The 20,130-nt window shown below is 35.8% G+C and carries 17 protein-coding genes; 9 read left to right on the top strand and 8 right to left on the bottom strand.

The genetic code is table 11. The features are described 5' to 3' along the window. Nucleotides 1-55 precede the first annotated feature (55 nt). Nucleotides 56-1,252 carry a glycine C-acetyltransferase gene (gene kbl / locus ACN5J7_RS09555; protein ID WP_311935743.1) on the bottom strand — a complete coding sequence of 399 codons (1,197 nt, stop codon included), beginning with the start codon at nucleotides 1,250-1,252 and terminating at the stop codon, nucleotides 56-58. A 6-nt stretch (nucleotides 1,253-1,258) separates the two neighbouring features. Further along, nucleotides 1,259-2,218, bottom strand: coding sequence for an NAD-dependent epimerase/dehydratase family protein (locus ACN5J7_RS09550; protein ID WP_311935740.1), 960 nt, complete (start codon nucleotides 2,216-2,218; stop codon nucleotides 1,259-1,261). 167 nt (nucleotides 2,219-2,385) lie between these two features. On the opposite strand from ACN5J7_RS09550, the gene ACN5J7_RS09545 reads away from it, so the two are divergent. The 6 genes from ACN5J7_RS09545 to ACN5J7_RS09520 all read left to right on the top strand — a co-directional run bounded on the left by ACN5J7_RS09545 (nucleotide 2,386) and on the right by ACN5J7_RS09520 (nucleotide 9,924). After that, complete coding sequence (locus ACN5J7_RS09545; RefSeq protein ID WP_311935736.1) at nucleotides 2,386-2,847, top strand: Lrp/AsnC family transcriptional regulator; 462 nt, start codon at nucleotides 2,386-2,388, stop codon at nucleotides 2,845-2,847. Between the two features lie 203 nt (nucleotides 2,848-3,050). Continuing rightward, nucleotides 3,051-4,754, top strand: a complete 1,704-nt coding sequence (locus ACN5J7_RS09540; protein ID WP_418603732.1) for a GMC oxidoreductase — start codon at nucleotides 3,051-3,053, stop codon at nucleotides 4,752-4,754. 4 nt (nucleotides 4,755-4,758) lie between these two features. Next, nucleotides 4,759-5,316 carry a gluconate 2-dehydrogenase subunit 3 family protein gene (locus ACN5J7_RS09535; RefSeq protein ID WP_311935731.1) on the top strand — a complete coding sequence of 186 codons (558 nt, stop codon included), beginning with the start codon at nucleotides 4,759-4,761 and terminating at the stop codon, nucleotides 5,314-5,316. Nucleotides 5,317-5,326: 10 nt separating this feature from the next. Beyond that, nucleotides 5,327-6,901, top strand: coding sequence for a discoidin domain-containing protein (locus tag ACN5J7_RS09530; protein ID WP_311935728.1), 1,575 nt, complete (start codon nucleotides 5,327-5,329; stop codon nucleotides 6,899-6,901). A gap of 314 nt (nucleotides 6,902-7,215) precedes the next feature. Then, complete coding sequence (locus ACN5J7_RS09525) at nucleotides 7,216-9,165, top strand: sensor histidine kinase (protein ID WP_418603731.1); 1,950 nt, start codon at nucleotides 7,216-7,218, stop codon at nucleotides 9,163-9,165. Nucleotides 9,166-9,168: 3 nt separating this feature from the next. Next, nucleotides 9,169-9,924: a LytTR family DNA-binding domain-containing protein gene (locus tag ACN5J7_RS09520; RefSeq protein ID WP_311935722.1), complete on the top strand. Its 756-nt coding sequence runs from the start codon at nucleotides 9,169-9,171 to the stop codon at nucleotides 9,922-9,924. Nucleotides 9,925-10,212: 288 nt separating this feature from the next. Here the strand turns inward: ACN5J7_RS09520 and ACN5J7_RS09515 are convergent, their stop codons facing one another. Beyond that, entirely contained in the window at nucleotides 10,213-11,103 is an 891-nt protein-coding gene (locus tag ACN5J7_RS09515; RefSeq protein ID WP_311935720.1) for a DUF6607 family protein, read from the bottom strand. Between the two features lie 104 nt (nucleotides 11,104-11,207). On the opposite strand from ACN5J7_RS09515, the gene ACN5J7_RS09510 reads away from it, so the two are divergent. Genes ACN5J7_RS09510 through ACN5J7_RS09500 form a run of 3 tightly spaced genes read left to right on the top strand, consistent with a single transcriptional unit; the run spans nucleotide 11,208 to nucleotide 14,390 of the window. Continuing rightward, nucleotides 11,208-13,292 (top strand): TonB-dependent receptor plug domain-containing protein, encoded by a 2,085-nt coding sequence (locus tag ACN5J7_RS09510; RefSeq protein ID WP_418603730.1) that lies wholly within the window; start codon nucleotides 11,208-11,210, stop codon nucleotides 13,290-13,292. Between the two features lie 13 nt (nucleotides 13,293-13,305). After that, on the top strand, nucleotides 13,306-13,938 hold the full coding sequence (locus ACN5J7_RS09505; RefSeq protein WP_418603729.1) for an HmuY family protein: 633 nt from the start codon (nucleotides 13,306-13,308) through the stop codon (nucleotides 13,936-13,938). A 2-nt stretch (nucleotides 13,939-13,940) separates the two neighbouring features. Continuing rightward, nucleotides 13,941-14,390, top strand: a complete 450-nt coding sequence (locus ACN5J7_RS09500) for a DoxX family membrane protein (protein WP_418603728.1) — start codon at nucleotides 13,941-13,943, stop codon at nucleotides 14,388-14,390. 150 nt (nucleotides 14,391-14,540) lie between these two features. On the opposite strand, the gene ACN5J7_RS09495 is transcribed toward ACN5J7_RS09500, so the two are convergent. The 5 genes from ACN5J7_RS09495 to ACN5J7_RS09475 form a co-directional block, all read right to left on the bottom strand. Continuing rightward, on the bottom strand, nucleotides 14,541-15,167 hold the full coding sequence (locus ACN5J7_RS09495; protein WP_311935708.1) for a carbonic anhydrase: 627 nt from the start codon (nucleotides 15,165-15,167) through the stop codon (nucleotides 14,541-14,543). A gap of 2 nt (nucleotides 15,168-15,169) precedes the next feature. Further along, nucleotides 15,170-17,035, bottom strand: a complete 1,866-nt coding sequence (locus ACN5J7_RS09490; RefSeq protein ID WP_418603727.1) for a SulP family inorganic anion transporter — start codon at nucleotides 17,033-17,035, stop codon at nucleotides 15,170-15,172. Nucleotides 17,036-17,158: 123 nt separating this feature from the next. Beyond that, the gene (locus ACN5J7_RS09485; RefSeq protein ID WP_311935703.1) at nucleotides 17,159-17,440 is read right to left on the bottom strand and encodes a hypothetical protein; all 282 of its coding nucleotides are present in this window, start codon (nucleotides 17,438-17,440) and stop codon (nucleotides 17,159-17,161) included. A 62-nt stretch (nucleotides 17,441-17,502) separates the two neighbouring features. Next, nucleotides 17,503-18,261 (bottom strand): tetratricopeptide repeat protein, encoded by a 759-nt coding sequence (locus ACN5J7_RS09480; RefSeq protein WP_418603726.1) that lies wholly within the window; start codon nucleotides 18,259-18,261, stop codon nucleotides 17,503-17,505. 52 nt (nucleotides 18,262-18,313) lie between these two features. Then, a complete protein-coding gene (locus ACN5J7_RS09475; RefSeq protein ID WP_418603725.1) occupies nucleotides 18,314-20,086 on the bottom strand; it encodes a BatD family protein in 1,773 nt (590 codons plus the stop codon). Nucleotides 20,087-20,130 lie beyond the last annotated feature (44 nt).

The following is a 20,130-nucleotide window of genomic DNA, read 5'->3' as shown; positions in this document are numbered from 1 at the left end:
GCTTTTAAATAAATTACAGTTTCCTGTTTAGCCAACTTAATTAAACTGTTTGTATTTAATTTATTACCCCTAGTTTTTTGCCCACTTTTGTAAATGCTTGTATGGCTTTATCTAAATGTTCTTTGGTGTGTGCTGCCGATAATTGCACTCGTATTCTCGCCTTGTTTTGTGGCACAACGGGATAGAAAAATCCAATAACATAAATACCTTCTTCCAATAATTGATTGGCCATAACTTGAGAAAGCTTTGCATCATACAACATTACAGGAACGATGGCGGCGCCGGCACCTACCAAATCGAAACCGGCAGCTTCCATTTGGCTTCTAAAATAATTTGTGTTTTCTTCTAGCTTATCGCGCAACGAGGTGTCTCTTTCCAAAATTTCAAAAACCTTCAATGAAGCGCCAACTATAGCGGGCGCCAATGAATTTGAAAACAAATAAGGCCTTGAACGTTGACGCAGCATTTCTATAATTTCCTTTTTACCTGTTGTAAATCCGCCCATGGCACCTCCCAAAGCCTTTCCAAGAGTTCCGGTAATAATATCCACTCGTCCGAGTACATTTTTTAACTCTATGGTACCACGCCCTGTTTTACCAATAAAACCAGAAGCATGGCATTCATCAACCATTACCAAAGCATCATATTTATCGGCTAAGTCACAAATTTTATCTAATTCCGCCACAATCCCATCCATGGAGAACACACCATCTGTAACAATTATTTTAAAACGATGGTTTTGCTTATTGGCTTCAATTAATTTGGCCTCCAAATCTTCCATATCATTATTGGCATATCTGTATCGAGCTGCCTTACACAAACGAACGCCATCTATTATTGAAGCGTGGTTTAAAGCATCTGAAATAATGGCATCTTCATGCGTTAACAACGGCTCAAAAGCACCGCCATTGGCATCAAAAGCTGCAGCGTAAAGAATGGTGTCTTCACAATGGAAAAACTCAGCTATTTTGGTTTCCAACTGTTTGTGTATATCTTGGGTTCCGCAAATAAAACGTACGGACGACATCCCAAAACCGTGCGTATCCAAAGTGTCTTTGGCGGCCTGAATCACTTCTTTGTTATTGGATAAGCCCAAGTAATTGTTAGCACAAAAGTTAATAACCTCCTGTCCTGTTGAAATCTTTATAACGGCATCTTGTGGTGTTGTTATAATGCGCTCTTCTTTAAATAAACCCGAGTCTTTTATATTTTGTAATTCTTTTATTAAATGATCCTTAATGCTTCCGTACATACTTGGTTATATTTTAGTTGTTAATTGGTAATAGGTTTTTATGTTTTTAATCATTTCTTTGGTTATTAAAGATAAGTCATATTTTGGTTTCCATCCCCAATCTTTTCTAGCTGCAGAATCATCGACACTATCTGGCCATGATTTTGCTATGTCCTGTCTGAAATCCGGTTTGTAGTTTATTTCAAAATTCGGATAAATCTCTTTAATCGAATAGTATACTTGTTCCGCTGTAAAACTCATTCCCGCAAGGTTATACGAAGTTCTTATTTTAATATCTTCGGCAGGAGCGTCCATGAGTTCAATAGTAGCTCTAATGGCATCGTCCATAAAAATCATGGGTAACATGGTTGTGGCTTCTAAGAAGCAGTCAAAACACTCTTCTTTAACGGCTTTGTGGTAAATGTCTACGGCATAATCCGTTGTGCCGCCTCCCGGTAGCGACTGGTAGCCGATAACCCCCGGATATCTTAAAGAACGTATGTCCATACCATACTTTTTATGGTAATAATTCACCCAGTTTTCTCCGGCGGCTTTACTCATTCCATATACTGTTAAAGGTGTTAAATTTGATGCTTGTGGCGTATTGACACATTCAATCTCATCACCAAAAACAGCAATTGAACTTGGGTAAAATATCTTGTTAACACCGTGTAATCTAGAAACCTCTAAAACGTTGAACAAAGTACTCATATTGATGTCCCACGTTTTTAGTGGAAACTGCTCTCCTTTGGCCGATAAAATAGCCGCTAAATGATATACTTGGGTTATGCCGTATTTTGATACGCAGCCTTGAAGCGCATCAAAATCTGTGACATCCAAAACCTCGAAACATCCTTCAAAATTCGGACTTTTTCTTAAATCTGAAGCAATTACATGATCAAAACCGTATTTTTCTTGTAAAGCTTTTGTTAGCACCGTACCTAATTGGCCACTAGCACCTGTTATTAAAATTCGCTCTGTTTTCATTTTGACAATTTTAAGCAGGGTAAAATTAATAAAAACAGCAATAATAAGATTGAAACACCTGTGTTTTGGGTTGAAATAAGTAATTTTAACTTCAATTATAAATTATCGCCTTTCTTTTATCTTTATTTTATATTTTTAAACCTTTAAAAAGTAATTTTATCTGCCTTATGGAAAAACTTGACGATATAGACCTTAAAATTTTAAGAATCCTTCAAAAGAATTCCAAAAAAACAACCAAGGAAGTTGCCCAAATGCTAAACCTCACTGCATCCCCGGTTTATGAGCGCATAAGGCGATTGGAAAACAAGGGTTATATAAAAAAATATGTGGCGCTGCTTGATAAAATTCAATTAAACCGACCTATTACGGCCGTGTGCATGGTGTCATTACGGTATCATAATGAGGGATTTATTGATAAATTTGAAAGCCAAATTAAAGAACTCAAAGAAGTTCAGGAATGTTATCACATGGCAGGAAAAGTAGATTTTTTTCTAAAAATAAACCTTCAAAGCTTAGATGCCTATCATGAGTTTGTAAGGCTTAAACTATCCAAGATTGAAAACATTGGTGTACTTGAAAGTTATTTTGTTTTAAAGGAAATCCATTCCACCACCGAATTTTTCATATAATCACAAATAGTATTCATTTTATAACTTTTTTGGTGCTTTCTAATTTCATTTAATCTTTTCATTATTATAAATATTTTCAAGCTAGGGTTGTTAATGTAAAAGGTTCGGTTTTGGTGATTTTAAGTAGTATAAAATTCCTATTTTTAGACCTTCATAATAATATTTGGAAATAGAGTTGACATTACCATTTAATTACAAACAGAATGCCCTATAGTAATACTAATAATACTTTTGACGCCATAGTGATAGGCACAGGGATTTCTGGTGGATGGGCAGCAAAAGAGCTTTGCGAAGGCGGATTAAAAACCCTTGTTTTAGAGAAAGGCAGACCTGTTGAGCATATTGTTGATTACCCTACCGCCAACAAAGAAACATGGGAATTAGAGTTTAGAGGAACCCCCAGTTTAGAAGACCAAAAAAACCAACCCAAACAAGCAAGAGCGGGATATGTTACAAATCAAGGCACTAAGCATTGGTTTGTTAACGACTTAAAACATCCTTATAACGAAACCAAAAGGTTTGATTGGATTAGAGGCTATCATGTGGGTGGCCGCTCCTTAACTTGGGGACGACAAGCTCTAAGATTGAGCGATCTCGATTTTAATGCCAACAAGCTAGACGGTTTTGGTGTCGATTGGCCCATACGCTATAAAGACATTGAGTCTTGGTACACCTATGTTGAAAAATATATTGGCGTATGCGGCGAAAAATTAGGCTTACCGCAATTACCGGACGGTTACTTTTCCCCACCCATGGCACTTAATGTGGTTGAAGAAGAATTCAAATCGCAAATTCACAAGCATTATACCGATAGGACTTTAACGATAGGGCGGTTTGCGAATATTACTGGAAATGAAACCTACGAAGGCAGATACAATTGCGCCTATAGAAACAAATGCATGAGAGGTTGCCCTTTAGGGGGTTATTTTAGTAGCAACGCTTCAACCTTACCGGCAGCCGAAAGAACCGGAAACATGACTTTGAGACCATATTCCAATGCCTATGAAATTATATACGATGAGCGCTCTAAAAAAGCCATTGGAGTTAAAATTATAGATACCCAAACCAAAGAAAAATTAACGTTTTATGCGAAGGTTGTTTTTTGTTGTGCCTCTACGGTGGCGTCAACGAGTATTCTGCTTCAATCGAAATCCAAAAGATTTCCAAATGGGTTAGGCAACGATAGCGGCGAACTGGGGCACAATTTAATGGATCATCATTTTAGAGTGGGCGCTACCGCAGATTACGATGGTTTTAAAGATGTAACTTTTGTTGATAATAGACCGGCAAGTTTCCATATTCCTCGATTTCAAAATCTGGGAGATAAAGCGACTAAAAAGGATTATTTGCGAGGTTATTTTTTTCAAGGAACAGCAACTAGAGGCGATTGGCGTCGCGCTATAATGGAACTCAGTTATGGGCTCGATTTAAAAGAAACCCTTAAAAAACAAGGCCCATGGCAAGTTGGTATGACGGGGTTTGGCGAATGTTTGCCGTATCATGAGAACAAATTAACGCTCGACTATAACAAAACAGACGCATGGGGATTGCCCACTGTAACCTTTGACTGCGAGTTTAAGGAAAACGAAAAATTAATGCGGGCACACATGCAGTCCGAAGCCGTAGAAATGCTAACCAAAGCTGGGTTTAAAAATGTAAAAGGATACGATGGAGCTTTTGCGCCCGGGCATGCCATTCACGAAATGGGAACCGCCAGAATGGGTAAAGATGCAAAAACATCGGTATTAAATAAATACAATCAAATTCATGCCGTACCTAATGTTTATGTAACCGATGGTTCTTGCATGACCTCTTCCGCAAGTCAAAACCCGTCATTAACCTATATGGCATTAACCGCTAGGGCAGCGCATCACGCCATCGCCGAATTTAAAAACGGTAAATTTTAAGGATATGGATAGAAGAAAAGCAATAAAAAATATAGCACTGGCTTTTGGCTGTACCGTCGCAACGCCAACTTTACTGAATGTTGTAACTGCCTGTACCGATAACTCGGTCACCACAAATTATTTGTTTTTATCTAAAAGTGAAGCGGAATTGGTTAAGCGTTTAACGGAAACCATTATGCCTAAAATGCATTTTCCATTAGTTGAAACAATGAATCTCACGGTATTTTTAGACCAGATGTTTTACCACACCGAAAACGATAAGAGCAAAGAAAACTTCCGAAAAGGCAGTAAAGCATTCGAAAATGAACTATCGCTTAATCACAACAAAAAAGTAAATAAAATAAGTGACGAAGACTTTATAGCATCGTTTAAAACATATTTTAATCCTGAAAAAGAAGATGCTGTTTTCAATTTATTAAACGATGATATTAATGAGCTAAGTCCCGGTAAAAAAACAGAATATACTATGTACACCTTTCTAACAAAAGTGCGTAATTATTGCCTGTTTGGATATGCTACTTCTGAAGCTTTTTCAAGTGAAACTAATTTTTACACCACATAGATCATTTAAAATGAAAAAACCTATTATTCTATTAATAATCCTTGCTACATTAACGTTTTATGGATGTCCAAAAAACATCCAAAACGCAAAGGATACCACTTCAGGAGTCAATTTAAAAAACACTACAAGAACGGATAACGAATGGAGGAATCAAGCCAACAAATTAAATGTTATTTATTGGGTACCAAAAGGCGTAGATACCGTTCCTGGGTATTCTAAAAGAATAAGCGACATTCTACTTGATTTCCAAGAATATTGCGCCAATTATATGGAAAAGGAAGGCTTTGGGAGGAAGTCTTTTGGATTGGATTTAAAAGAGAATAACCAAGTTAATATCATAACCATATATTCTAAAAATGGTAAAGAAACCTATCCATATAGAGGCGGAGGTTCTGTTATAAACAAAGAGCTACAGGCGTATTTTATAGAAAACCCAGATAAAAAACACAGCGATCACTCTTTAGTCATTTTACCTTCAATATCCGGAGACCCATTAAACCCCGGCGGCGTTCCTTTTTATGGATTGGGCACCTTTTGCTATGCGCTTGATTATCCAGAAATGAAATTGGAGCACTTGGGAACATCCGGTAAATATGGCGCATTGGCAACCAAATGGATTGGTGGCTTGTACCACGAATTGGGCCATGGTTTAAATGCGCCGCATAATAGTGAAAAAAAGAGTGAAAGAGACTCTAAAGGTACGGCATTAATGGGTGCCGGTAATTACACTTATGGTAAATCGCCCACATTTATTACAGGAGCTACTGCGGCAACATTTTCTAATAGTCAAGCCTTTAGCAACGAGGTTCGCACAGATTGGTATGGTCCAACCAAAAATAAACTCACACAACTAAAAGGTAAAGTAGAAGATGGAAAAATTATTATTTCCGGTAATTTTAAAAGTGATGTGCCCGTTACAGACATTGTGGTTTGGCACGACCCTTACCCAGCAGGAGGCAATAAAGATTATGATGCAATTGCGTGGAACACAAAACCCGTTGGTACGGACAGTCTGTATGTAGAAAATTCATTATCAGAATTTTTTAAATTGGAAGGCGAATACCAGCTCAGAATCCGTTTTTATCACGAAAATGGAACGCAGAACACCTACAGTTATGAGTATGAATTTAAAAATGGTGTTTCTAATATAGAAGTCATCGATAGCAAAAAAACAATCCATCCAACAAACTGGAAAATTATTGAAGTCAACAGTCAAGAAGAAGATGGACCAGCAAGTAATATATTAGACGGTTACCAAGATACCTTTTGGCATACCGAATATAGAAATAGCCTACCTAATTATCCGCATTATTTTGTTTTAGACAGAAATGAAACCACTGCCATAAATGGTTTTGCTTTTGGCAATCGGGACAATTTAAACGGCGTTATAAAAGACTTCGAAATTTGGGGTAGTAACACCAATGGTAACTGGCAAAAAATAGGCGATTATAGCTTGAAAAGACAACAAAACCACCAATTTATAGACTTGCCAGATAACACTACTTATAGGTATTTTAAAATAAAAATTATAAACGGCCATGGCGATTTTAAATACACGCATTTGGCAGTTTTAGCTACTTATTAATCAAGTCATGTAATACTTAAACACATTTAATAAGCTGATTGAAAAAATTTTTGAATTTAATTTGTCAGGTTGAGTCTGTCGAAACCGAACTGGATTATCAATACGTTAAAATATTTCGACAAAGCCTGTGTTGAGTGCCGTTGAAGTACTCAATACGATATAGAATTAGACTTTTCAGACAGCTTCTTTTATATGCCTATTAACATTAAGAATCTATGCAACTTACCACACTTGTTTTGCAGTTTGCCCGAAACTGGTTTTTTAAAACCAACCGTTACCGTTCTTTTGTGGTGTAAACAAGTGAATATGTCATTATGAAAAGAATAATAGCACTTATTTTAATTTTTGTTGTAACCCAACTAATTATTCAGTCAAACAATCGATTATCATTGTCTAATAGAGTGGCAATTGAAAATTATAAAAACCCCAAAGATGATAATTGGGAATATATAAAATATCGGCTATTTGATGGAAAAACAGAGTCTGTTTATAAAATTAATCCTCTTATGGATGATGGGCCAATATTATTAGAACTTAACAGAGCTACAAAACTAGATAGTATTGCTGTACAAGAAATAATGGAAGACTTAAGGGCTCTACTTCCGCTCAAAACTATTGAATATTTAGATGATTATGCAGGCGAAAAAATTTCCAATACAAGTAAATATAAAAATGATTGGGAGAAAAAAATTAAGGATATTCCGTACCATAGATTACGATATTCTGTTGTACCATTAAGTTTTGAAATAGCAGATAGGTCAACATTTGGTGCCAAAATAAAAACAGTATTATCCGATGGAAGTAGCATTGAAAGGTCTAATAAGATTAAAGAAGAAGGTTTTAAAAGAGAACCTAATAGTGTTTGGTTCTTTTTTAAAGATTCTATTTCATACGAAAAAAGAAAACAATACATACAATATGAGTTTTTGAGAACGCTTTGTTTTATTCATCCTAATGATTTAAATTCATATGCTGATATTGCTAATAAGGGGGTGTATTTTTCTCAAGATTATGTGCCTCAATACGCTAAATTTAATGAGCAAGATAAATTTTTACTTCAAAAGCTATATTCAGAAAATTTTAATGAACAATTCAAGGAGTATATGTACGCAAATTATCCTTGGAGGTATGCGAGTAATTTTTTAAACAAAAAATTAACGAAAGCAAAAGCGTTAATAATCATTGTAGGAGTAGGAATTTTGGTTTTCATCTTACTCTTTGGGTATTTTCAAAATAAGAAATTCAAGTATTCGTTTTTAAATTATTTTTATCCGATATTATTTATAATGTTGAATCTTGCGTATTTCATACAAATTTATGGTTATATAATAGATATAAACTCTACAATCACCTGGATAGAATCTCTATATATGATTGTTGGTGCAACTGTCTTTACTGTTATAATTTCTTTATCATTATGGTTATTTGACAACCTCATAAAAAAGCAAAATCTGAATTTCACTTTACAATTGGTTTTAAAAGTTATATTTACTTTTGTTGCTTTTAATATTCCAATGTTAGCAGTTGGAAAAGGTATTATACAAAACTTTCAATTTCAAGAATCTTATGCTCCAATACTATTTTTATGGATTGCACTAGCTTTTGGAAGAGGTTTACTCATCTACCTAAATCACATGGCCCAATCTCTAGTAAACGAAAAAGACGTAGAATTAAGCCGATTAAAAGAAGCAAACACCCAATCGGAATTAAAATTATTACAATCGCACATCAATCCGCATTTTTTGTATAATGCTTTAAATTCCATTGCAGGTTTGGCGTATAAAAGCCCGGAGAAAACAGAAAAAATGGCCTTGTCCTTATCTAATTTATTTCGCTATTCCATTAATAAAAAAGGGCAACAAATGAGCACCGTAAAAGAAGAAGTGCTTATGGTGCAAAACTATTTAGAGATTGAAAAAATCCGTTTTGGCGAGCGATTAACATTTATTTTAGAGGTTGAGAAAACGCTGGAAAATGAAGCAATACCCATGTATATTTTACAACCTTTGGTTGAAAATGCCATAAAACACGGTGTGTCCCAAATTAGAGGCGAAGGCCTTATTGTATTGGAGATTAAACAGGAAGACGACAATTTATTAATTCGAGTTATCGATAATGGTCCTGATTTTGAAAATGGATTGGTAAGTGGCCACGGCTTGCAAACGGTTTACGATTTATTGCGTTTAAGTTATGGCGACAAAGCATCTTTACATTGGGAGAATGCACCTGCAAAACATATCTCGATTATAATTCCAAAAAATTAAATAATGCAAAAAATATATAAAACCATTATTATTGACGATGAGCCACCAGCACGGGAACGCTTGCTGAAATTATTGAAAAGTTTCCCAGACACCTTTCAAGTCATCGCCCTTGCAGAAGATGCTATTGACGCTCAAGAAAAAATTGAAGTGCTAAAGCCAGACCTTATTTTCTTGGATATTGAAATGCCAGAAGTATCGGGTTTTGATTTATTGAAGCGTTTAAAAACCATTCCAATCGTTATCTTTTGTACGGCTTACGACCAGTATTCCTTAAAAGCGTTCGACACCAATAGTATCGATTATTTATTAAAACCCGTAAGTTTGGAGCGATTGCAACAATCGGTCAACAAATTAAAACTGTTTAGTGACCATACAACCTCGCAAAATGTTTTGGCTTTATTAGAAGAATTAACGTCTAAAAAAGAAGCCAAAAAAATGACTTCCATTACCGTAAAAAAAGGCGATACGCTCATTATTATAAAACTGGAACATATCAGCTATTTTAAAGCAGACGACCGCTATGTGGCGCTGCATACCAAAGATGGGCGTTATTTAATTGAAGATTCTTTATCGGGTTTAGAACAAAAACTACCGGACTATTTTTTAAGAGTGCACAAGGGCTTCATTATTAATACGGAGTTTGTAAAAAACGTTCAAAAATATTTTAATAGCAGATTCATTATCACCTTAAGTGATTCAACAGCCATAACCACGGGCAGAAGTTATAATGATGCTGTAAAACGTTGGATGAATTTGTAATATGACCTCAAAATCATCCCAAATAAATAATCAGAATGATTGTCCGTAATGTAACATAATTAGTTCGTCACCCTGAACTTGTTTCAGGGTCGCATGCCACAAATAGCATGGTTTTTTGCCACAAATACACGAATAAAACCAAAAATAATTATTCGTGTATTGGTGGCATTTTTAAAACCTTTTACAGCATACCTTTCCATGTTATAATAATTCCAAAATAATATATTATAAAAGATGGTATTTACATCTTCCCAATGGTGAAAATATGCTGCTTCAAGATCAACTAAACTAATTCAAAAACGTATTGATTATGGCTCTAATATCTTTTCTGCTAGCCTTATTATCTAAAGCGAATAAATGCTGATGCAACATTTTGCCATCAACTTTACTTTTTAATTTCACTTCCTTGTTTTCCGCAAAAACCTTATCCCATTCTTGCTTTACTTTTTTCCAAACTTTATTGTTTTCTTTCCACCAATCTCTGGCAACTTTACATTTTTCATCAGCTACTTTGGTGTATATATTATAGCCTTTTTCTTGGGCTAAAAGGATGTCGTCTTTACCGGTTTCCCTTATAATTTTGTCGTTATCTTGTTCGTGCAACCAACCATAGTCTGTAAGTTTTACGGCATTGCCTCTGGCCAAAATGTTGTAATCGCTTCTTTTTGAGTATTCACGTCTGGGAAGCGGTGCATCGGTTCTGTTTTCCCAAAAACGCTTTCCATCAACATGAACCCAAGTAGCCGATCCGGAATACCTCGGGCTATCATCTACTTGATACACTTTTTGTGCCCATTGCCCCTTTACCTGTTCTTCTGAAAGTTCTTTAACGCGCCATGTGTTTTTGGCGGTATAATCAAATACGTTTTGGTTTTGAAACTGCCAATCTTGTCGCCAATGTTTTATAATCATGGTATCGTTTACAACCAACAAGTGCTGTATGCTTATTTCATCATCTTTATCGGTTATCAATTCTGCCCATTCTAATGCGTGGGCTCTGTAATCATAAGCTTTTTCGTAGGCGATATCCGGTGAAAACGTTTCGGCGTATTTAAACTTAATTTCATAGCAACCGCACATATCTTTTATCGCTTTCTGGTCTTTTTCTTTTTTGGTTTGCCCATATGTTACTAGAGAAAATGTTAAAAGTAATAATGGTAAAAGTGTTAATCGTTTCATTTTAAATGGTTTGTTTTTTATGATTAAAAAAAATTGAAAATTTATTTATTCTTATTTAGACTGAATAAAAATAACCTATATATTTGCGACAAATTTAATCAAGAATGATTCTAAATAAAAAATATTTTTGCATTTATTTTTCGCTTTTTTTTCTCAGTTATTCGGTTTCCCAAGAATCCATAAACGTTTTAACCGATTCAACTAAAACTGAAAATTTAGATGAGGTTATTATCACGGCTACAAGAACCATTAGGCAATTATCGTCGTTACCAATGCCTGCACAAATCATTTCGAAAAAAGACATAAAGCGCTCAAATTCAATACGATTAAACGATATTTTAAACGAGCAAACCGGACTGATTACCGTACCGGATTTTGGTGGTGGAGAAGGGATTCAACTCCAAGGTTTAGACTCGCAATACACCTTAATAATGGTTGATGGTGTACCTCTTGTTGGGCGATCTGCCGGGACATTAGACCTTAGTAGAATTACCGTTGGCAACATCAAACAAATAGAAATCGTAAAAGGTGCATCGTCTAGTTTATACGGTAGCGATGCGCTTGGTGGCGTTATAAATATTATTACCGAAACGCCAAAAACAGGTTTTAAAGGTGATATAAATTATAGGATAGGCACGTTTAATACCAACGATTTAAGCACAACAATCAATTACAAAAACAAGAAACTTAAAGCTGGTATTTTTTTAAACAGATACAGTAGCGATGGTTATGATTTGAATAAAAATGATGATTTAAACACTGTTGATCCATTTAAAAATTACACTATAAATACCAAAGTGACTTTTGATTTTTCTGAGGCGACCAACCTGTTTATCGCTGGTAAATATTACACCCAAAATCAAGATTACAACGCATCATCAACCTTAAAGGGCGAAAGCGCTATAAACGAGTGGAATACGCATTTGAAATTAAGCCATGCCTATTCTGAAAAATGGAGCAGTTATTTTGAATTTTATACCACACAGTATAAAGCTAAAGATTTTTTGAATGACGAAAACGGTAGCAGGTTTAGCGATAGTTATTACAACCAATTATTAATTCGCCCTGAAATTCGAAGCACTTATAAGCTAAACCATGCAAATAACTTTATTGGCGGTTTGGGGTTTAATCACGAAACTTTAAATAGAACCGGTTTTATGGTGCAACCCGAGTTTAATTCGCCATATGTTTACCTGCAATATGACGGCGATTTAACCGAAAAGCTCAACCTTATTTTGGGCGCACGTTTTGATAGCCACAACAAATACAAATCGCAATTTAGTCCCAAAGCGGCGATACGCTATGAGATAAACGATAAGTTCGCTGTAAAAAGTTCGGTTGGATACGGTTTTAAGGCACCAGATTTTAGGCAACTGTATTTTAATTTTACCAATGCCACGGTGGGCTACACGATTTTAGGATACAACGCCGTGTCTACAACCATTCCAGAGTTAGAATCGCAAGGTGAAATAGCGAATATTGTTGTTCCTATTTCAGAATTTGAAGCGGAATTGCATCCAGAAAATTCAATAAGCATAAATGTTGGGCTTGATTATAAACCATCTTCTGCCATTAAATTGGAATTAAATCTGTTTAGAAATCATATTGACGATTTAATCGATACCCGGGTTATTGCAACTAAAACCAATGGCCAAAATGTGTTTAGCTATTACAATGTGAATCAGGTTTATACCCAGGGATTAGAATTTAATGCCACTTGGAAACCCGTAAATCAAATAAAAATATCGGGCGGTTATCAATTATTATTTGCCAAAGATGAAACTGCCGAAAAAGCATTTAAAAACGGACAGGTTTTTGCCCGCGAAAATCCCAGCTCGCCATCGTTTCAACTTAAAAAGCAGGATTATTTCGGTTTGTACAACCGCTCCCGACACATGGCAAATCTTAAGCTGTTTTATAACATACCCCAATGGGATTTAGACACCAACATAAGAGGAACCTACCGAAGTAAATACGGGTTGTTTGACACCAACGGAAACACCTATTTAGATGTTTATGACGATTTTGTTGATGGCTATGCCATTATCGATTTCGCTCTTAACAAAACCATTTATAAAAACTACCAATTAGGTTTTGGGGTTGATAATCTATTCAATTTTACAGACACACAAAACATCAGCAATATTGCTGGCAGAATTATATACGGAAAATTAAATATTCAATTTTAAATACATAAACACTATGAACACCATTAAAACAACTCAACTCGTAATTTTATTAACAATATTTATAGGCTTCACATCTTGTAGCGATGATGATTCCCCACCATTATTAGAGGTAGCATCCGAAAGCGTTACCAATTTACACGCCCCACAAACAGGTGGTCAAGGCCAACCCGTTTCGGGCACATTTACAAAGTTTAATTTTGCAACAGGACAAACAACAACTAGCGATACCAATTGGGATATTGCCTTTAGAGGCACTTCGATTATTGTAAATGGCGGAACAACTTTAGGAACAACCGACGAGCCAAACCGTACAGGAAACGCAGCGGTGTACATTGCCAACGGAACCATGGCTTCTGTAACAAATGTTGACACATCTTTATTTGAACAAGATTCCGATACGGGGTATGCCATTTCAACGGGAAGCGGCAATAGCTGGTACACTTACGCTGGTCCGCCAACACATTTGATTACGCCAACACCAGGGAAAATATTGGTTTTTAAAACGCACAATGGGCTTTACGCCAAAGTTGAAATTTTAAGTTATTATAAAGATGCACCGGCAAACCCTGATGCTTATGCAGATGAAACACCGTACTATACTTTCAACTATGTTTTTCAACCTAATACGGGTGTAACTACTTTTTAAACATGAAAAAATCAATTAATATTTTAGTTATTGCATGTCGTCTTTTTTTAGGAGGATTTATGATTTATGGAGGGATTCAAAAATTCAACAAACCAATGCCCGAACCCATTGAAGTTGTTGAAAAAGCTCAAAAATTTGCAGCACCTGAAAAGGTTAACACCCTGCAAAAAATCCTTTATATAAATGGCGCAAAACAAACAGGCTATTTTTGGGAAGTTTTAGGTATTTGCGAATTATTATTCGGATTGCTTTTAATTATTCAAGGCACAGGATTTATTGGCGCTTTGTTTTTGTTGCCGATATCCTTGCACATTTTCTTATTTCATTTGTTTTTAGAACCAGATGACATTGAAGAGCTTGTACAAACGGGTGCTTTGTTTGCCATTAACATTGGTTTGGTAATGCGCGAAAAAGAAAAATGGAAACATTTACTTTGGATAAAACCCATTTAAGTTAATCATAAAGAGGCTGCCTGAAAAGTCAATTTCTACTCTTAAAGTCACATTGAGCGCAGTCGAAATGCATTGGTTTTTATAACATTAAAACTTCGACTGCACTCAGTTTGACACAAAAAAAACACTCGAAAGAGTGGTTTTTTTGTTTTAGTCTAAATGATAAATTTCCATAATATCCTTTAAATATTTTTCGAAGTCAATCTTCAAATCAATGAGTTTTCCAGTGCTAATATCAAACACCCAACCATGTACTACCAAGCCTCGGTCTCTGAACGCCTTTTGTACGGCTGCTGTTTTAATTAAATTAACACATTGTTCCTGTACATTAAGCTCTACAAGTCTGTCATATTTTTTATCTTCATCTTCTATGGCATTTAATTCGTCTTTATGTATTCTATATACATCGCGAATGTTACGCAACCAGGGGTTTAAAATACCCAAATCTGCCGATTGCATTGCCGCTTTTACACCGCCGCAAGCATAATGCCCGCAAACTACAATTTGTTTAACTTTTAAATGGTTAACCGCATAATTAACAACCGACATTACGCTCAAGTCTATGCTTATAACCATATTTGCTATGTTGCGATGTACAAAAACCTCGCCCGGACCAAGTCCCATTAAATCTTCGGCAGTAACCCTACTATCGCTGCACCCTATATATAAGAGTTCTGGTGTTTGGCCTTTACCGAGTTCTTCAAAATAATTGTCCTGAACATTTAGTTTATTTTTAATCCACTTTTCGTTGTTCTCAAATACTTTTTTTAAATCCATTATTAATAGTTTTTTTCGTTAACATTTTGTTTGATCCATTTCACACAGTCTTCAAATTTAGGGAAAATATGTGCTTCTGGAATAAAGTCCGGGATAATATCAATACGTACCATCATATATCGAGGCTGTTTCAATAAGCCCACAAAAAGAACTTCAATATTTTTCTTTTTTAAATCTTGCAGCATGTCTTCCATGGCATATAACCCCGATTGATCCATGTACTGCATGCGCCCTAATCGCATAATAACATAAGTTGCCGTATCTGGAATTTGCAAGGTAAGTTGTTGAAATTCGCTTGTCGATCCAAAAAACAATGGCCCTTTTAAATGTTTGATAAACACGTGTTCTTTTAAGTGGTCTGGAAAATTAATTTCGTCTTTCCATACTTCTTCTTTAAGTGTTTTTACATCGCTTCGGCCGGCCGTTAAATCGCCTATTTTTTTCATAAACATCAATGAGGCAATTACCAACCCAATACCTACGGCGTAAACCAAGTTCCAAAAGGTTGAAAGTAACAATACGATTAACATTATTACCACTTCCGAGCTTAGTTTTAAGGTGCCTAGTTTTATGTCTTTTGGCAAACTTGGTATGGCTTTTAAGCCTTTATAATCCATCACGCCAATACCTACGGTAATTAAAATTCCTGCTAAAACCGCTGCCGGAATTTGTGATGCAATGGGGCCTAAACCGAGTAAAATAATAAACAGCAAAACACCGGCAATCATACCCGATAGTTTTGTTTTTCCGCCCGAGGTAATATTTACTACCGTTCTAATTGTTGCACCAGCTCCCGGAATCCCACCAAATATAGCGGCAACACTATTACCAATACCTTGACCGACCAATTCTTTATTCGGTTTGTGTTTGGTTTTGGTCATATTATCGGCAACCACACTTGTTAGCAACGAATCAATGGCACCTAATAATGCCAATGTAAGTGCTGTAAAAATATACGGTGAAATACTGTTGAATGTAAAGGATGTAAATATTTCTAGGTTTGGTACAGGGAGGCCACTTGGGATTTCTTCAATTGGTCTGTAATTTAAGCCAAAGCCAACGGCAATTCCAGACATTACAATTAAAGCGACCAATGTACTTGGAACAGCTTTTGTAATGCGCTTAAACCCGTAGATTATAAAAATGGTTCCTAAGGCTAAAAGCAATTCTAACAAATTTATGTTCTGTAGTGCGCGAGGCAAGGCTTTAATAGCGCCAAGTGCTCCTGATGCTTCTTTGGCCGCAAGTGTTTGCGATTCTTTTAAAATAGCCTCTTGCGAAACCTCACCAGCTCTTGCAATGGTTTCTTTAAAATCCTCGAGAACCAAAATACCCTCGCCGGCTTCTTCCTTTAAAATATTTTCGAGAATAACCTCTTCGGCCTGTGGCTTAAATTGGTTTACAAATTCTACATCTTCTTTTGGATAATAACCCATAGATGGTAAAATTTGAGTGAGTAAAATAATAACCCCGATGGCGGTCATAAATCCGGAAACTACCGGATACGGAATGTACCTAATGTACTTTCCAAGACCCAAAGCACCTAAGCCAATCTGCATTAATCCCGCAAGTAAAAATACGGTTAAAATAACGGGTAAAGCTTTGTTTACGTCGCCATCGTTAGTAGCGATAATACCTGCAATTACTACCATACTTACCGCCGTCATTGGTGCTGTTGGTCCAGATATTTGGGTGTTCGTTCCGCCAAAAAGGGCGGCAAAAAAGCTGATAAAAATGGCGCCGTACAATCCAGCTGTTGGCCCTAATCCTGAGGAAACCCCAAAAGCCAGAGCTAATGGTAAGGCTACAATTCCGGCCGTAATACCGCCAAAGGCATCACCTTTAAAATTTGAAAAAAAGTTTTTCATTGTTTTTTATAATTGATTTACTTTTTAGTAAATATTTTGAATACCGTGGCTACTATCAATAAAATATGACAGCTATTTCCATGGTTGTTTGTTTGAACAAGGTTTTGTTCTGAATTTAAAAAACTATGAAATAAACTCGGGAGGTGGAGAAATAAGGTTTAAGTGTGGTTTAGGGTAGTTTTTAAAGTAGTACCCTAAATTGTTTTCAATGGAAGTAAAAGCTAAGTCGGATTCGTTGCCTTTTTCATTTGAAAATACAATTTTGAATCCTTTTTCCTCTTCTTCAGCAGTCGAGAAAATTATGGAAACATCAATAGTGTCATCAACTATGGTTATAACCGTTGGTGCAGCTATAAACGCTATAAAGATTATTGAAAAAAATATTGATATTCCTTTTTTTGACATTCAAATGATGCTTTTATGGGCGCAAATATAGCCTTTTTTACTTTTATTTTGTTTTATATAAATTAAAAATCATTCAACAATTTAATATCGTTGGAAGAAATCCATCCAGTTTTGCCATCGGCCAGTTTAATTTTTTTCCATTCATTTACGGTATCTAAAACCTGAACTTTAGTGCCTTCGTGCAGTCTAAAAGATTCTTCGCTTCTGGAGTTCGGTTCGCTTTTTACTTTGCTCTCCTGTGCAAAAACAATAGCGGGTTTATTCTTTTTATCGATATTAAATTTATGAAAGGCAAACGTTAAAGAAACACACATTAAAAACAAACTGGTTAAACTGCCTATAAAAGCGAGACGTTTGTTTATGGTTGAATACGCAAAATAATAGATTAAAAATAGTATCACAAAACAGAGCACCAAAGCAACCGAGATTTTTGCCCAAACATCGTAAGCCATCATGTTTGTAGTGCTTTTGATAAATTTGGAAATCCCCGATTCCGGAACAACATCAATAGCATCAATGGTCATGTTTTTTGCAAAAGCCATGTTGTTTTTTATCTCATCGTCATGAGGCGACAGCAGTAAGGCTTTTTCGTAAAAGTAAATACTGGGCGCTATGTTATTTAATTTATAATGCGCATTGGCTAAGTTAAAATACAATTCGGCAGAGTGGTTTCCAGTCTCTAAAATGGCGGTGTATTTATCTATGGCTTCGGCATATTTCCCTTGGTTGTACAGGGTATTTGCTTCCTCGAAAAGTACGTTGTTTTGAGCTACTGAAACTACAGATAGTAAAAATATTAGTATGTGAATTAGTGGTCTCATTTATAATTTTATAATAAAAATGGATTCCTGCTTTCGCTGGAATGACAAATCTTTATCTAGCTTGTTTATCAATTAACGAAATGGTTTTTGCTGCCTTTTCATAATCTTGTTGCATTTCTACATTGGTAATTGGTGTGTAACGTGCCAATTCGCAGTTTTTAATAATGCTTACAAAATCTGAAATTACAATGTCATCTACTTGTTTGTCTTTTAGTAAATCAATCACTTTATCTTTACTCAAATCGCTGGTTTCTATATGCAATTTGGCTTTCAAATAATTGTGCAACGCTTTTTCCAAGGCAATATAAAAAGCCTCTTTATTGCCCAATGCTTTTTTGGCATTGCCTAAATATTTCTTGGCTAATCTATCGGCTTTTCTTATTCTGTTTCCGTAAACATCGGCATCTCGGGTTGCTTTTTTCTTTCTGATAATTATGGCCAACGGAATGGCTAAAAACGGCAACAATAAAGCACTCCAAAATAATGGGGTTTTAAAGAAATACGTCGATTTTATAGATGAAAAACTCGTGTTTGTTTTTATAAATGCAAATTGGTCGTTGTTTAAAACTACACGCTGTTTCCCTACATTAGTATGTGTGGTATTGGAGTTTGAATCGTTATTAAGCGGACCTTCTAAAACATCGATTATAATTTCATCAGAGGATAATCTTTTATAGCTTTCGGTCTTTAAATCGAAATATGAAAATGAAATACTAGGTATGGGATATTTACCTTTATATTGAGGCACAACAGTGTAACTATCGGAGATATTCCCTTGCATACCAGACAGGTTTGTTTTAACATTTTCGGTGTGTTCTGGCTCGTAAACCTCTAATGAACTTGGTAACGATACTTTAGGTAATTTAAACAGTTTTAGGTTGCCTTTTCCGCTTACACCAACCTTTACTTGAAGCGATTCTGAAGCATCCAATTCGGTTTTTGAAGCCGATACATTAAAGTTAAAATCACCAACAGCTCCAGTAAAATCTACTGGTTTTCCTTTTTCCGGTAATGGTTTAACATGGATTGTTTTACTACCGGCCGAAACGGTTCTATGTGCCCTCGTCATTAACCGACTTCCAAAAATATCGCGTCTATTTGTTGGCACTTGCACCGTAATATCCAAACTTAAAGGCTCTAAGTTTAATTTACCTGTTTTCTGTGGATAGAGTACTGTTTTACGTAGCACTAAAAAGCGATAATCTTCACCTTTGTACGTGCCATTTTGGACTTTTTGCCCTTTCATGTCTATGTTCTGACTCCAAAAGTCGTTATATCTTGGGCTATCAATTTCGCGCCAATTATCCACGCCTGTGTTTGGTGAAACATACAATTTGTAAACAACCGTAATGGCTTCGTTTAAATACGGGTTTGTTTTCGAAATTTCGGCGACCAAATGGATGTTTTCCGAAGCGACATAATTTGGGTCGTTAGGGTCTTTGGGTTTATCAACCGCGGCCGTAACCACAATGTTTACGGGCAAGGTTTTATAGGTTTCGTCATCAACAGAAATGGTAGCTTGATTAATTGTAAAATTGCCCTGTTTTTTAGGCGCTAAAAAATAGCTGTATGTTTTTTTATACGATCGAACGCCATTAATCCACGAGTTGCTTACCGATTGGTTTGGACCGCCAACAACCGTAAACCCACTAAAGCTTGGTGGATTAAAGTTGTCGCCATCTTGATTCATTTCAAAATCGACACGCAAACGCTCGTTTACGCCTAATTTCTTTTTACTAACCTTGGCTTCAAACTTTACCTGCGAAAACGTAAAGCTTGTTACAAACATTAGTATTAAAATGGATATGTATTTTTTTAATTTCATTTTTCTTTTCAAAATGGATTCCTGCCTGCGCAGGAATGACAATA

Origin of the sequence: Hwangdonia sp. (assembly GCF_048381975.1) — a bacterium.
GTDB classification, from domain to species: domain Bacteria; phylum Bacteroidota; class Bacteroidia; order Flavobacteriales; family Flavobacteriaceae; genus Hwangdonia; species Hwangdonia seohaensis.
This window is presented reverse-complemented; position numbering and strand designations above follow the sequence as displayed.

Coding starts and splice junctions, on each gene's coding strand:
- kbl (WP_311935743.1), bottom strand. CDS start 1,252: ATGTACGGAAGCATTAAGGATCATTTAATAAAAGAATTACAAAATATA.
- ACN5J7_RS09550 (WP_311935740.1), bottom strand. CDS start 2,218: ATGAAAACAGAGCGAATTTTAATAACAGGTGCTAGTGGCCAATTAGGT.
- ACN5J7_RS09545 (WP_311935736.1), top strand. CDS start 2,386: ATGGAAAAACTTGACGATATAGACCTTAAAATTTTAAGAATCCTTCAA.
- ACN5J7_RS09540 (WP_418603732.1), top strand. CDS start 3,051: ATGCCCTATAGTAATACTAATAATACTTTTGACGCCATAGTGATAGGC.
- ACN5J7_RS09535 (WP_311935731.1), top strand. CDS start 4,759: ATGGATAGAAGAAAAGCAATAAAAAATATAGCACTGGCTTTTGGCTGT.
- ACN5J7_RS09530 (WP_311935728.1), top strand. CDS start 5,327: ATGAAAAAACCTATTATTCTATTAATAATCCTTGCTACATTAACGTTT.
- ACN5J7_RS09525 (WP_418603731.1), top strand. CDS start 7,216: ATGAAAAGAATAATAGCACTTATTTTAATTTTTGTTGTAACCCAACTA.
- ACN5J7_RS09520 (WP_311935722.1), top strand. CDS start 9,169: ATGCAAAAAATATATAAAACCATTATTATTGACGATGAGCCACCAGCA.
- ACN5J7_RS09515 (WP_311935720.1), bottom strand. CDS start 11,103: ATGAAACGATTAACACTTTTACCATTATTACTTTTAACATTTTCTCTA.
- ACN5J7_RS09510 (WP_418603730.1), top strand. CDS start 11,208: ATGATTCTAAATAAAAAATATTTTTGCATTTATTTTTCGCTTTTTTTT.
- ACN5J7_RS09505 (WP_418603729.1), top strand. CDS start 13,306: ATGAACACCATTAAAACAACTCAACTCGTAATTTTATTAACAATATTT.
- ACN5J7_RS09500 (WP_418603728.1), top strand. CDS start 13,941: ATGAAAAAATCAATTAATATTTTAGTTATTGCATGTCGTCTTTTTTTA.
- ACN5J7_RS09495 (WP_311935708.1), bottom strand. CDS start 15,167: ATGGATTTAAAAAAAGTATTTGAGAACAACGAAAAGTGGATTAAAAAT.
- ACN5J7_RS09490 (WP_418603727.1), bottom strand. CDS start 17,035: ATGAAAAACTTTTTTTCAAATTTTAAAGGTGATGCCTTTGGCGGTATT.
- ACN5J7_RS09485 (WP_311935703.1), bottom strand. CDS start 17,440: ATGTCAAAAAAAGGAATATCAATATTTTTTTCAATAATCTTTATAGCG.
- ACN5J7_RS09480 (WP_418603726.1), bottom strand. CDS start 18,261: ATGAGACCACTAATTCACATACTAATATTTTTACTATCTGTAGTTTCA.
- ACN5J7_RS09475 (WP_418603725.1), bottom strand. CDS start 20,086: ATGAAATTAAAAAAATACATATCCATTTTAATACTAATGTTTGTAACA.